The following is a 13912-nucleotide window of genomic DNA, read 5'->3' as shown; positions in this document are numbered from 1 at the left end:
TATTTCATTGTATTTAGCTCCTGAAAATATTTATACCCATTAACCTGTGTTTTAAAATAATATCGTTCCATGTCAGCTATAGATGTGAGGTTATTGTATACAAAATAGATCGACTGTCCCTGCTTATTAAAATATTATTGCAACACGCATACTTAACCGCCATTCATCTTTTTTTACCAAAGCAAAATAGTTGCGGCGCTAAACAGGCTTGCTTTTAACAGCCACATCTTGCCCGGCTGTTTTAAAATTTCTTCGGAGATTTTTTATTTGTTACGCTCACCAAATGCTTTGGCAAAGCTTATTAAATAAATAGAGCCTTGCAACAAAAAAGTAACACCGCAAAATATTTTATGCTGTAAATTTTTGATGTCACTATTTTTAGTTCAAACGCCTTTTCAATATATAATTTCTGTAATCTTTTCTAGAATGATGTGGGCGGTAATAAAGACCATGATCGAAAATGGAAATGCCTTAATCAATATCAAGGGTAGAGCAGCCAATAAAAAAATAATGGCTTCAATATAATCTAATATAACTCATCGGGTAACTGTTTCCATTTTATGCCACCGAATTATTTTAATCAGCTGGTATTTAGAAGAAAACCTTTAAATTACAGAAGCTGCTTAAATTATCCTTTTGAAAAAAAAGTCAAATACCGGACGATTACTGTTATTAGTTATTACATTGCTTCTGGTGGCAATTGTAATTGTTATTTCTGTATCAATTTCTCAATCGCAAGATATCAATGATACGGCTGGCAGGGTATCACAAACAGAAAAAATATTGTTGCATACAGAAAAATTAATAAAGGCTGTGCTAGACAATGAAACCGGCGTAAGAGGATATATAATTACCGGACAAAAGACTTTTCAAGAACCGCTGATAAAATCCAAAAAGGAACTTTTTACAGAACTTGGCCATCTAAAAATACTTACTGACGGTAACCCCATTCAGCAAACACGCGTTGATTCATTGTATTATTACATCAATAAAAGACAAGCTTTTTCTGACCAGATTCTACTTGCGTTTGAAGAAAAAGGCCCTGCCAGGGCGCAAGCCATAGTGGCATCAGGATTGGGCAAACTATACACGGATAATATAAGGGTATTGATTGATAAAATACAAGCCACTGAAAACATTTTGCTTGATCAGCGAAGGTGGATGAATGAAAAAAAATTAAGTGTTCTTAACAAAGTATTGGTATCGGTAATTATATGCATCATTACTTTACTGGCATTTTTTATCTGGAAAGTTTGGCTTGATTTTATTGAAAAGAAAGTGGCCGCGGATAGCCTTGCAAAACTGAACCAGGAACTGGAACAAAAAGTATTCGACAGAACAAGCGAACTGTTAAAATCTAAAAATAGTATTGAAGAAATTTTATTGCGAATAGAGGATGGATTTATTTCATTGGATGAAAACTGGTGTTATACTTATATCAATAAAGCTGCGGGAGAATTGATTCAACAAAATCCTGAATCCCTGATTGGCAAAAATGTGTGGGAGGTATTTCCAGATATCGTTGATACTGAAATATACAATATTTTTCATAAGGTAATGACAGAGAAACAATACCAATGGAACCAGGATTATTATCAGCCACTGGATAGCTGGCAGGAAAATCATGTGTATCCATCGGCAGGCGGCATTTCTGTTTTTATAAGAAATATTACCGAAACAAAAAGAAAGGAAAAAGAACTTGAACAAAACAATCAGCGTTTTCAATACGTAACAAAAGCAACTTCAGATGCTATCTGGGATTGGAATATTATTGATGACACAATGTATTGGGGTGCCGGGATTGAAAACATATTTGGCTATCTGCCAGAAGAAATTATGACGGATAATTGTTTCTGGACAAACCATGTACATCCTGAAGACATCGGCAGGGTGCTAAAAAAACAACGTGCAGTAATGGCAGGTAGCGGAGAAAACTGGATGGATGAATACCGATTTTTAAAAGCTGATGACAACTATGCTTTTACGGTTGACAGGGGGTTTGTAATAAGAGACGGGAATGGAAAAGCAATAAGAATGGTGGGTGCCATGCAGGATATCAGCAAAAAAAAGGAAGAAGAAAACCGGCTTAAGTTACTTGAATCTGTAATTACCAACTCAAATGATGCAATTATAATTACAGAAACTGAAAAGGCTGGTTACCCGGTTCCACGCATTTCGTATGTAAACCGTGCGTATACAAATATGACGGGCTATACAGCGGAGGAAGTGATTGGCAGGCCGTCCCGCTTTTTGGAAGGGCCAAAAACAGACCCGGCGGTATTGAAACTGCTGGATGATTCTATCCTCAGAAAAGAAGGTTGTGAAGTAACTGCTATCGGATATAAAAAAAATGGCGAAGCGTTCTGGATCAACATATTTCTCATTCCGATAAAAGATGCGGAAGGATCAGTAAGGAACTGGATATCCATTGAAAGAGATGTGACAGAAAAGAAAAACGATGAATTGCAAAAAAAACTGATGGCTGAAATAAGCCAGGTTTTTTTAGAAACTGCACAACTGAACCAAAAACTGGAAAAAGTACTTGAAAAAATAGTACAATTCGGATCATTTAGTATGGCCGAAAGCTGGCTGGTGGATGCTGAAAAAAAGCAAATTAACCTTGCTGCCTGCTTTGCAACAACAGCCAATGCACAATTATTTTACGGCGAAAGTGGTGGTATCAAAAATTTTCTAAAAGGACAGGGTTTGCCTGGTATTACATGGGAATCGGTTACTTCACAATGCTGGAATAATGTGGGGCAGCAGCAGGATTTTGTTCGTAAAGAAGCTGCAAAAAAAGTGGGCCTGCACTGCGTATATGCATTTCCCATATTGTGTAAATACGAAGTAATTGGGGTATTGGTACTGGGTTTAAATAAAGATGAACAATGGCCCGGCTCCTTCAATCAACTATTTGAAAATGTTTGCTTACTATTGGGTGCAGAAATTAAACGAAAGCAGTTAGAACAGGAACTGGATCAGGTATTCAGCTTTGCACCCGATATAATTTGCATAATCAATAAAGAAGGATTTTTTACAAAAATAAACCCAGCTGCGAGTGAATTGCTTGGGTATAGCCAGCAGGAATTGCTGTCTGTGCCTTTTCTCCAATTTGTTCATCCCGATGACAGGGCGAACACCTTAAAAGTAAACCATGAACTGCTGACTGGAAATACAACGCTGCAATTTGATAACCGCTTTGTTACAAAAACAGAAAAAATAAAATGGTTATGCTGGAGTTCAACACCATCGCCAGAAGGGCATGTGTTTGCTGTTGCCAAAGATATTACAGAGAAAAAAAGCCTTGAAGAAAAGCTTGATAAAACCAATAACCTGGCTCGTATTGGAAGCTGGGAAGTAGATATGATAAAAAATACCGTGTATTTTTCAAAAATTACAAAAGAAATCTTTGGAGTAAGTGATGATTTTATTCCTACTAAGGAAACTGGAATTAATTTTTATAAAGAGGGTATTAACAGGGAAAGAATTACAGCTGTTCTTACGGACGCAATAAAAACGGGCACTGCATGGGATATGGAATTACAGATAATAACTGCTGAAGGAAATGAGCGTTGGATAAGGGGAATTGGACAGGCCGAAATGCTTAATGGTAAATGCGTACTTTTATTTGGTACTTTCCAGGATATTGATGTGCGTAAAAAAGCTGAACTGTCTTTTATTAATGTGCTGGAAGAAAAAGCCAATATTCTTGAAAGTATCGGCGATGCTTTTTTTACTTTGGATAAAAACTGGGTAGTAACCTATTGGAATAAAAGGGCTGAAGAAATGCAAAATAAACCCAGGGTAGAAATCATTGGAAAGAATATATGGGAGGTTTTTCCAAGTGTAAAAAACCGGCCTGCCTGGAAATATTTTCATCTTGCAGCAAGTGCAAATACCATCCAGCATTTTGAAAATTTTACAGAAGCCACCGGCACCTGGTATGAGGTAAGCGCATATCCCTCCTCCAACGGACTGTCTGTTTATTTTAAGGATATCACAGAACGCAAATGGTCTGAAAAACTTTTAATTGAATTAAATGAAAATCTGCAAAAACAAACCAATGAACTGGCTATCTCTAACAAAGAACTGGAGCAATATGCATACGTTGCCTCGCATGACCTGCAGGAACCTCTGCGCATGGTGACCAGTTTTTTAACAAAAATTGACTTGAAATACAGACCTGTATTGGATGAAAAGGGAAAAAGTTATATTGATTTTGCAGTAAACGGCGCAAAACGAATGCGCCAGATTATCCTGGACCTGCTTGACTTTTCACTTGTTGGCCGAAAAGAAAGCGAATGGGAAGAAGTTGACCTAAACGGCCTGTTGATTGAAATTATAGATCATCAAAATAAAATTATATCCGAAAAAAAAGCTATTATCAATACAGGTCATTTGCCTGTTTTAATAATTCCACTGACCCCGGTAAGGCAGGTTTTTCAAAACCTGATTCACAACGGACTAAAGTACCAGAAGCAGAACGCTGTACCTCAAATTACCATCGGCTCAAAGGAGTTAACCAGTCTATGGCAGTTTTCAGTTGCGGATAACGGCATTGGAATTGATGCAGCATATTTTAATAAAATCTTTGTTATATTTCAGCGTCTGCACAATATGAATGAATATTCAGGCACAGGCATTGGGCTGGCGGTTACAAAAAAAATTATTGACAACATAGGTGGCACTATATGGGTTGAGTCTGAATTGGGGAAGGGAAGTACCTTTTATTTTACCATACCAAAATATAAAAACTAAACAACCATGAAATCAATTCACATTTTACTGGTGGAGGATAATGAAGGGGATATTGTATTAACCACGGAAGCATTGGAAGAAAGAAAAATCTGTAACAAACTGAGTGTGGTAAAGGACGGCGATGCCGCTATTCAATTTTTAAACCGGGAAGGTTTGTTTCAAAATGTACAAGTGCCTGACTTGGTTTTACTGGATATAAATCTTCCCAAAAGAAACGGATTTGAGGTACTGGAATATATTAAAACTGCGGAACATCTGAAGCAGATTCCGGTGATTATACTTACAACTTCCAGTTCAGAAAGAGATGTGATAGAATCTTATAAACACTATGCAAGCTGTTATATAATAAAGCCGGTGGATGTGCGGGATTTTATTATTGCTATAGAAAAGATTGAAGATTTCTGGATAAATATTGTTAAGCTGCCCGCACTAAAGTAAGGGATGGTTTGTACCTTTTACCTGCCGGAAGCCATCAACTTTTAAATGTGTTTGCAAACATGCTGTATGGTTGAATAAAACAGCGCAGCGAACAAAGTAACCCTTTATCTTTTATACCCTACCTGGTAAATATTTCCTTTAGCATCATCCGCTACATAGATGCTGCCATCGGGGCCTTGGGCCAAACCACATGGCTTTGGCTGACTGGCGGGATCGCTGGCAAAATGATCTGCAAAAATTTCCCATTCGCCGGAAGGTTTGTTTTTTGTAAAGGGTACAAAAGCCACCAGGTAGCCCTTTTTCATTTCGGGCGACTTGCCATGAAATGCAATGAAAGCACCCTGCCTGTATTTTGCAGGAAATAGTTTACCGGTATAAAACAACAGGCCATTGGGTGCAAGATGAGCAGGAAAATCAACCACCGGGTTCTGTATTATTGCTCCACCTTCTTCTACCCCATCGCCTCCATACTCCGGCGATACTATTTTTTTGTGCAGTTTGTTATCATAGTACACATAAGGCCATCCGCCATCACTGCCCTGGTGCAATTCATACATGGTTTCCGCAGGCTGACTGTTTGCCCTTTCTTCGCTGTACAATTGTGGATACAGGTCGTGAAACTGATCCCGGCCGTGGTGCATGATGAATAAGGAATGCGTATGGCTATTCCAGTTGAGGCCCACAATATTTTTAAACCCGGTGGCATAGCGAACACCGTCTTTATAACCCTGGTTTAATTGATTGGTTTTAAATTTCCAAATCCCGCCAACTGAATCCAGCAAAGGGCAAGGCATGGGTGCTTTTAACGATCCAATATTTACCAAACAACTGTTGCTGTAAGAGCCACAATTTACGTAGAGGTTATTGTTATCATCCACTGCAATTGATTTTGAATTGTCCCTGTTACGGTTCACCAAACCCTCTACAATTTTTTCAGGTTGGCTGGGGGCAATCACTTCTCCCCTGCCATTTAATTTATACCGGTATACATCTTCGTTGCTGGAAGCATATAAATAACCGTTCTTAATAAAAATGCCCGTACCGGGATAATTGCCAAAGCCATATTGCACTTTCACCAATCCATCACCGTTGGTATCTTTTAGATAGTATATGCCTTTGCCATCTTTTAAGCGGCTTAGTTTTACATAAATACCCCCTTGTTTGGTAATGGCCAAATGGCGTGCACCATCCAGCCCGCTTGCAATAATAGAAGCGGTAAAGCCGGCAGGAAGCTGCAATCCGGCATCGGTAACTGTATCTGTTATATTAATGAAAGCGGTATCGCTGCTATTGGCAAAAAGCACTGGTGAAACACAAAGCAGGGCAAGCAAACAACTGGTATGCAAGAATAAATTTTTCATGTAGTTGATCTTATTTTTAAAGGGTAAAGATAGGGTGTAAAAAATTTCAGTATGCTTATTGAATTTATAAAGCTGCTGACCGATATAGTTGTTTAAAAAATATCCGGCAAAAACAGCACTCCTATTTTTTAAAATAGCAGGTCTGCTTCCTGCTCAGCATCGTTCAAAAACGACCTCCCATTTTATTTAATTTTTTAAAAAATTCTACATAAAAAATCATTTTCTTTTTATTTTTCGCTGCTGACCATCTGTTTAGCAATTAACTGTTTTGCACAAACCACAATGCTTTACAACGCTGCCAATTGCAGTAGGTTAAAAATTAACAAAGCAAAGTTTGGAGAATAAAACTAATGCCATAGTTGCCATAGTCAACACAGCTTTCAAATTGTTGAAGCTTTGCTGCTGGTCTATTTTTTTACAGAAGCGATTATTTCCAGCACTTCTTTTGTAGCCTTCTCTATGCCCGCATAGTCTTTTGTTTCCATTAATTTTTTACTCACTAATTTGCTGCCCATGCCTACTGCACATACGCCTGCCTTGTACCAGCTCTCAATACTTTCTTTGGTTGCGTCAACACCACCGGTGGGCATAAACAACAGTTTTGGAAAAATATCTTTGATGGTTGTTAAAAATTCTGTACCCAGCATATTGCCTGGAAAAAGTTTAATAAAGGTTAAGCCTGCATTTTCAGCAGCAATAATTTCTGTAGGCGTCATACAACCGGGAGCATAAAAAATATCGTTGCTTACCGCATGGTCTGCTACCTCTTTTACAAAACCCGGGCTTACCAAAAAGTTTGCACCAGCAGCAAGGTAATCCGTTGCATGCTGCCTGTTTTTAATGGTACCTATCCCGAGTAATAAACCAGGCATTTCAACATTTCTTACTTCCACCATTTTTTTAAAATTGCTGAAGGCTGCTTCGCCACGGTTGGTATATTCCACTGCCTTTACGCCTGCATTGTACAATGCCCTCAACACTTCAATACTGGTTGTTTCATCGGGGTGAAAATATAAAGGAAGTATGCCCTGTTGCACAATGGCATCTGTTATCTGCTGAACTTTATTCATATATTAAATGGTTTATAAAAGGCTGAAGCCTGTTATTATTTTTATTACCGGTAAATAGCCGGGCTATCAATTAAATTTTTATTTTGATGACTAATTTTTTTATTTCGCCTTCGCCAATCATGGGCGCATGCACATCTTCAGGAAAAAAAATTACAAACTGCCCATTGGTTAATTGAAAAAAAGTATCCGGCGTATCAAAATACAACTGAACATCTTTATCTGCATTGTAACTGCCGTTGGGCAGTACACATTTTTCTCTTGGCTTCCATCCAAAAGTTTCTACTCCATCAATGCAAAGTTGTATGTCGATATTTTGATTGTGGCACTCAAATTTGGCCACGCTTGCTGCTGCTGTTTTTCCCGAAGCTTTGCTAAAAATGGCTTTCAGACCATCTGTCACGTCGGATTTTCCATCAGCGGCATTTGGCAAATCAGTTTCCGTGATAAAAGAAAATGCTTTTGCAACTAAGGGATGCACACTAAGATATCGGGATGCATTTTGTAAGGTATCTATAATCATAATTTGTTTTTTTAACGTTGTACACGGCCACTGCCATCACCCTTTATCAATTCTTTTACTTCGCTTAAAGTGGCGTGGTTTAAATCGCCGGGAATGGTATGTTTTAAAGCACTTGCTGCCACACCAAATTCTGCTGCTTCGGCCATGGGCATGCCGCTTACCAATCCGTAAATGAGCCCGCTGGCAAAGCTGTCGCCGCTGCCCACCCTATCCACAATCCGTACATTGTATTTTTTAGTATGATAAAATTCATTGCCATCATATACCAAAGCACTCCAGCCATTGTCGCTGGCACTGTGGCTTTCCCGCAATGAAGAAGCGATGAATTTAAATCCAAATTTTTCTTTCATTTGTTTAAACACATCTTTAAAACCATCCAGATCCAGTTCGCCTTTTGTTACATCGGTATCCTTTGCTTTAAAACCCAGGGTTGTATCGGCATCTTCTTCATTACCGATGCATACATCTACATACTGGCAAAGCCTTGTCATTACTTCCCGTGCCTTTTCTTTGGTCCATAATTTTTTACGATAGTTTAAATCAATGCTGGTGGTAATGCCTTTTGCTTTGGCCGCCTTTAAGGCAGCTTCGGTTAATGCGGCAGCTTTATTGCTTAATGCCGGTGTAATACCGGTTGTATGAAACCATACGGCACCTTCAAATATTTTGTCAAAATCAAATTCCTCAATATCAACAGTTGAGATGGATGCTCCTGACCGATCGTATACTACCTGCGAGGCACGCATGGATGCACCTGTTTCCAAAAAATAAATACCCAGCCGGTCGCCGCCCCGTACAATAAATTGTGTATCTACCCCATAACGCCGCAGGTGATTAATGGCCGACTGGCCAACGGGATTGTCGGGCACTTTGCTTACAAAAGTTCCGTTTAAACCATAGTTGCATAAAGCCGCTGCTACATTGGCTTCGCCGCCACCATAGGTGATATCAAATGTATCGGCCTGTACAAAGCGCTTAAAATCCGGAGTTGATAAACGCAACATAATTTCTCCAAGTGTTACTACTTTTTTTGACATAATTTTTTTTTAAACTAAACTTTTTTTTATAAAACAGGATAAAAATAAACATATTCTGTTTCATGGCTCAATACGATGTTACGAAGATTTAAATTTTATGTTGGTTTCCATTGCCGGTGGCTACTGTCACCATCCATGTTAAACCGGGCTATCATAAAAAGACAGTGTGCCCATTTTTAAAAATTGAATATCCGGGTTTTAAAATAACAATACAACTTATTTTGCTTGTTAATTCAGCAACATTTTACCACCCAGGCAATGGATGATTATTGAGGATGGTGATTGAAATAAATTGCTGCGGATGTTACTAAAATTTTGATCATTGAACCGCTGCCTGCCGCCATAAAAAACAAAAAGTAAAAGGGAGTGACACAACGATGATGCCACAAAGAACTGAAGCCCGCTCCATAAAATATTTTATTCTTTTATCAATCTTTTTTCCAGTTCCTCCAGCGATACTCCTTTTGTTTCAGGCACTTTGGTTAACACCCATACCAGTTGCAATATCATCATAAATGCAAAAAAGGCAAAGATGGGCCAGGGATTGTTTTTAAAAATACCGTTGTCTTTATCTAAAAAAACGGGTGTAATTAATGTAATAATGGCGGCAAAAACCCAGTGTACACTTGCCCCAAAAGACTGCCCGGTAGCACGGATTTTATTAGGGAAAATTTCTGAAATAAATACCCAGATTACTGCGCCCTGCCCCACCGCATGCGATGCCACAAACATTAATATAAAAGTTAACAGAAACCCTGCGCCTGCACCTGTATGAAAGGCCCAGGCTACCAATGAAAGACTGATGATATAACCGATGGAACCAATTATCAGCAGGGTTTTTCTGCCGGCACGGTCAATTAAATACAAACCAACAAATGTAAAAAGAAGGTTTATGCCACCAATTGAAATGGAATTGAACAAGGAATCTTTTGCAGCAAGACCTGCTCTTTGCAATATTTCGGGCGCATAGTATAAAATAAAATTGATGCCCGACCATTGGTTGAAGAATGCAATCATAAAGGCCAGCCAGATAACTGTTTTATATTTAGAACTAAAAAAGCCGGAAGTTTTACCTGCACTTGTTTCATGTTGGTTACTGACAACAATGGTGGCAATTTCTTCCGCTGCATTGCTGATGCCCAGCCTTTGCATTACTTCTTTTGCAGCCACCAAATCTTTTTTGATGGATATTAACCAGCGTGGACTTTCAGGAATTCTGAAAACCATGATGGTATAAATCAGCGCTGGAACGGCCATTACACCCAGCATCCAGCGCCAGTCGTTTTCACCGCCGATGCCTTTAAAAAAATAATTGGATAAGAAGGCAATCAGAATACCGAACACGATATTAAACTGGTACATGGCACCGAGCCTGCCCCTTGTTTTGGGTGTTGAAATTTCTGAAATATAGGTGGGCGCCGCAACGGATGAAACGCCGATTCCGACACCGCCAATGAAACGAAAAAAAGAAAACATATAAGGTCCCTGGGCCAGTGCAGAGCCAATGGCAGATATACTGAACAAAACACCAATCCACAACAACACTTTTTTTCTGCCATATTTTTGTGTGGGGATGCCACCAAAAACAGAACCTGCTACCGTACCCCACAACGCCATCGACATAATAAAGAAACCATGAAACAAAGGTGTAGTGTGCCATAAGTTTTTTATGGGCAAATTAGCTCCGGAAATTACAACGGTATCGAAGCCAAATATAAACCCGGCGAGTGCGGCGATTAATGAAATAACAAAAAGATTGTAGCCTCCTTTTAAAGAAGAATTGGGTAATGAACTGATTGCCTGCATTATATTATTTGGTTAAAATGATTAAGGGTTTATTTATTGAAGTTGATGAATAATTTTACATTTTCATATTTTAATTTCTTTACAAATAATTTAATAGGTTTTAAAACAAAAATTACGATATAATAAAACCAGGATTCATACAGGTATCAATTATTTTTTCTGATACACCCTTACATAATCTACTTCCATTTTTTTAGGAAAGATGGTATTGGCCGGATCGCCGCCGTTGATGCCGCCAATAGCCAGGTTTAGCAACATGTAGTGTGGTTGTTTAAAGGGATTAAAACCACTGCCATCTTTATTGACCAGCGAAGTAAGGTTTACTTTATTCAGCAATGTATCATCTATGTATAAGGCAATGTATGTTTCCGTCCAGTCCATCCGCCACACATGAAATTTGGCGGCCCATTTGGCGCCACCCAAAGAATCTGTATTGAATGTATTGCTAAACCATTCCGGTTTTCCATTGTCGCCGGCGCAGGCAATATTTGCCAGTAATTTATTGCGGTAATATTCCATGATATCTATTTCGCCGTTTGCTGGCCAAGGTTTGTCAACACCCAGCGTCCACCAGGCAGGCCACATGCCATTGCTGATGTCAATTTTTGCTTTCAGTTCAAAACGGCCATACAGCCAGCTTTGTTTTTTGCTGGTAATTAAACAAGCCGAAGTGTATTGTATATTTTGTCTGTTACGGCGCCAGTCTTTACTTGCCGGATCATAAGCTGCATTTGGCATCTCTTGTCTATCGGCTTCAATTATCAACAACCCATTTTTACAGGTTGCATTTTCCTTTTGATACCACTGCAATTCTTCATTGCGTACAAAACCCTCTTCATAGCTCCAGTTGGCGGAATCGGGTTTACCTTGTGTATTGAATTCATCTGCCCATACCAATTTGTACCCATCCATTTTATTTACAGGAATTATTTTATGGCTGCAGGCTTGCAGAGTCCATAATATTATTAATAGAGCGATCCATAGAACGCTATTTTTTTCTGAATGATACTTCATTGATACATTTTATTTATACGTCATTTACCCTTCTCTTCAATACCATTTTTATTAACCAATTATTTTACCGGCACCCAAAAATCCTATGCGGCCACATGCATTATATCTCTTCTTTTTAGTGGCATTTTTTGCTGCTGACAGTTGTACTTAAATTCCCGCATGTTACTTTGTATTGATTTGGAAAGCTACGGGTTTGTTTTTAAATTAATAATTCCCTGCATCCCGGCCTGGGATATAACAGCAATTTAAAATCCAGGCCGGTTAGAAAGCCTGTTGGGCAGCGGGTATTCAAATGACTTCAAGAACTTTATCGGTTGCACCCAACCGAAATAAAGCAGTTGGGTGGAAGTAATAAATTTATGTGCCGAAACATTTACTATTTGTGCAAAAAAAATACCGGATCTCATTTCGTTATAAAAAGAAAATACATCTTTATCTGCCCATAAATTTTTATTTTTCATAAACCACTTACTATGCTTTTTTAGTTTTTATATTTTTTATTAATTAATTTACTTATTTTAGTCTATCAGGTTTTTTGCTTCAAAACCTATGCCTGTGAGTTAGAGTGGGCGAAGCTATTAAAAGACCATTGACTACCTGAAAAATGCCAACGCAAGGTTGTGTTAATTACCCCTGTACCATTCAAATAATCTTAATCAACTTTTATGGAAACAGTCACACTACAACCATTACAATACAAGGGGAAAGAATGCATTGGTATTTATTTTACCAATTGCAATCCCTTGAATAAGGCTGTAAAATCAATACCTGGCAGCCAATGGACAAAGACTTACAAATGCTGGCAAGTGCCGCTTAGCAGGGATGCTTACAACCTGGTTGCAGGCGTATTTAATGAATTAGCACAAATTGATAACACTGCCTTGAGAGCCTACCTGGTTGAAAAGAAAAAAGCAGGCCAGCTGGGTGCCGTAAGTACAAAAGCAAACGCAACCGTTGCAAGTAATAAAACACCTTTTACCCGCCAAAGTGCACCGCTACAGCTCCGGGTGAAAGCCCAAAAGCAGGTGTTGATACCGGCCATCAACGCCCATGTTTTACCCAATATGAAAGAGCGGCTTATATTAAAGGCTTATAGTCCTTCCACCATTGTTACTTATCTTGATGAAGTGACCCGGTTTTTGAAAACAATTGGAAATAACAAAGCAGACGAAATGGGGCCGGATGTTTTGAGAAGATACCTGGTATATTGTTTTGAGAAGCAACAACTTTCTGAAAATAGCTTACATAGCAGAATCAATGCCATTAAGTTTTATTATGAAAAAGTATTGGGAAAGGAAAAGTTTTTTTGGGAAATACCCCGGCCCAAAAAACACCTTATATTACCACAGGTGTTTAACCAGGAGGAGGTAGCAGGCATAATCAATTCGCAGAAAAATTTAAAACACAAAGCTATGCTGATGCTGGCCTATAGCGCAGGCCTGCGGGTGAGTGAAGTAGTTGCTTTAAAAACTTACCATATTGACAGTAAGAGAATGAGCATTTTTGTAGAACGTGCAAAGGGCAAAAAAGACAGGGTAGTTCTTTTGAGCCCGGTGTTACTGGTGATGTTAAGGGAATACGCATTAAAATATAAGCCTAAAAGACAGGGTTATTTATTTGAAGGTGCCGCAGCCGGACAAACTTACAGTACCAGGAGTTTGGAAGAAGTAATTCAGCAAGCCAAACAAAAGGCTGGCGTCATCAAACCGGGCAGCATCCATGCGCTGCGTCATAGTTTTGCCACACATTTATTGGAAAGGGGAACAGATATTTCCATGATACAAAAATTGTTGGGTCACAACGACATTAAAACAACACTAAGGTACCTGCATACTACCAATAAAGATTTATTAAAGATCGTGAGTCCACTTGACAGTTTGGATTTAAAATGATAAAGGCCGGTGTATT

General features: G+C 38.7%; 9 protein-coding genes. 3 read left to right on the top strand and 6 right to left on the bottom strand.

Translation table 11 applies throughout. The features are described 5' to 3' along the window. The first annotated feature begins 636 nt into the window (after positions 1-636). Both H7254_RS13450 and H7254_RS13445 read left to right on the top strand, forming a co-directional pair. Positions 637-4758 (top strand): PAS domain S-box protein, encoded by a 4122-nt coding sequence (locus H7254_RS13450; protein ID WP_301933459.1) that lies wholly within the window; start codon positions 637-639, stop codon positions 4756-4758. A 6-nt stretch (positions 4759-4764) separates the two neighbouring features. Beyond that, positions 4765-5196, top strand: coding sequence for a response regulator (locus H7254_RS13445; RefSeq protein WP_301933458.1), 432 nt, complete (start codon positions 4765-4767; stop codon positions 5194-5196). 104 nt (positions 5197-5300) lie between these two features. Here H7254_RS13445 and H7254_RS13440 read toward each other — a convergent pair whose 3' ends face one another. From H7254_RS13440 to H7254_RS13415, 6 genes are all read right to left on the bottom strand, one after another. Then, positions 5301-6557 carry a sorbosone dehydrogenase family protein gene (locus H7254_RS13440; RefSeq protein ID WP_301933457.1) on the bottom strand — a complete coding sequence of 419 codons (1257 nt, stop codon included), beginning with the start codon at positions 6555-6557 and terminating at the stop codon, positions 5301-5303. A 407-nt stretch (positions 6558-6964) separates the two neighbouring features. Beyond that, entirely contained in the window at positions 6965-7627 is a 663-nt protein-coding gene (locus tag H7254_RS13435; RefSeq protein WP_301933456.1) for a bifunctional 4-hydroxy-2-oxoglutarate aldolase/2-dehydro-3-deoxy-phosphogluconate aldolase, read from the bottom strand. A 70-nt stretch (positions 7628-7697) separates the two neighbouring features. Then, positions 7698-8147, bottom strand: coding sequence for a YhcH/YjgK/YiaL family protein (locus tag H7254_RS13430; RefSeq protein ID WP_301933455.1), 450 nt, complete (start codon positions 8145-8147; stop codon positions 7698-7700). An 11-nt stretch (positions 8148-8158) separates the two neighbouring features. After that, positions 8159-9184, bottom strand: a complete 1026-nt coding sequence (locus H7254_RS13425; RefSeq protein WP_301933454.1) for a sugar kinase — start codon at positions 9182-9184, stop codon at positions 8159-8161. 417 nt (positions 9185-9601) lie between these two features. Continuing rightward, positions 9602-10990, bottom strand: coding sequence for a sugar porter family MFS transporter (locus tag H7254_RS13420; RefSeq protein WP_301933453.1), 1389 nt, complete (start codon positions 10988-10990; stop codon positions 9602-9604). Positions 10991-11140: 150 nt separating this feature from the next. Beyond that, positions 11141-12004: a glycoside hydrolase family 16 protein gene (locus H7254_RS13415; protein WP_301933452.1), complete on the bottom strand. Its 864-nt coding sequence runs from the start codon at positions 12002-12004 to the stop codon at positions 11141-11143. A 665-nt stretch (positions 12005-12669) separates the two neighbouring features. On the opposite strand from H7254_RS13415, the gene H7254_RS13410 reads away from it, so the two are divergent. After that, positions 12670-13896, top strand: a complete 1227-nt coding sequence (locus tag H7254_RS13410; RefSeq protein WP_301933451.1) for a tyrosine-type recombinase/integrase — start codon at positions 12670-12672, stop codon at positions 13894-13896. Positions 13897-13912 lie beyond the last annotated feature (16 nt).

Source organism: Ferruginibacter sp. (assembly GCF_014377975.1).
Taxonomy (GTDB): domain Bacteria; phylum Bacteroidota; class Bacteroidia; order Chitinophagales; family Chitinophagaceae; genus Ferruginibacter.
The sequence above is the reverse complement of the archived record's forward strand: the minus strand, read 5'-3'. Positions and strand labels throughout refer to the sequence as shown.

Bases quoted from the DNA above. Each gene is read 5' to 3' on its own strand.
- H7254_RS13435 (WP_301933456.1), bottom strand. From the start codon at position 7,627: ATGAATAAAGTTCAGCAGATAACAGATGCCATTGTGCAACAGGGCATA.
- H7254_RS13430 (WP_301933455.1), bottom strand. From the start codon at position 8,147: ATGATTATAGATACCTTACAAAATGCATCCCGATATCTTAGTGTGCAT.
- H7254_RS13440 (WP_301933457.1), bottom strand. From the start codon at position 6,557: ATGAAAAATTTATTCTTGCATACCAGTTGTTTGCTTGCCCTGCTTTGT.
- H7254_RS13410 (WP_301933451.1), top strand. From the start codon at position 12,670: ATGGAAACAGTCACACTACAACCATTACAATACAAGGGGAAAGAATGC.
- H7254_RS13415 (WP_301933452.1), bottom strand. From the start codon at position 12,004: ATGAAGTATCATTCAGAAAAAAATAGCGTTCTATGGATCGCTCTATTA.
- H7254_RS13445 (WP_301933458.1), top strand. From the start codon at position 4,765: ATGAAATCAATTCACATTTTACTGGTGGAGGATAATGAAGGGGATATT.
- H7254_RS13420 (WP_301933453.1), bottom strand. From the start codon at position 10,990: ATGCAGGCAATCAGTTCATTACCCAATTCTTCTTTAAAAGGAGGCTAC.
- H7254_RS13425 (WP_301933454.1), bottom strand. From the start codon at position 9,184: ATGTCAAAAAAAGTAGTAACACTTGGAGAAATTATGTTGCGTTTATCA.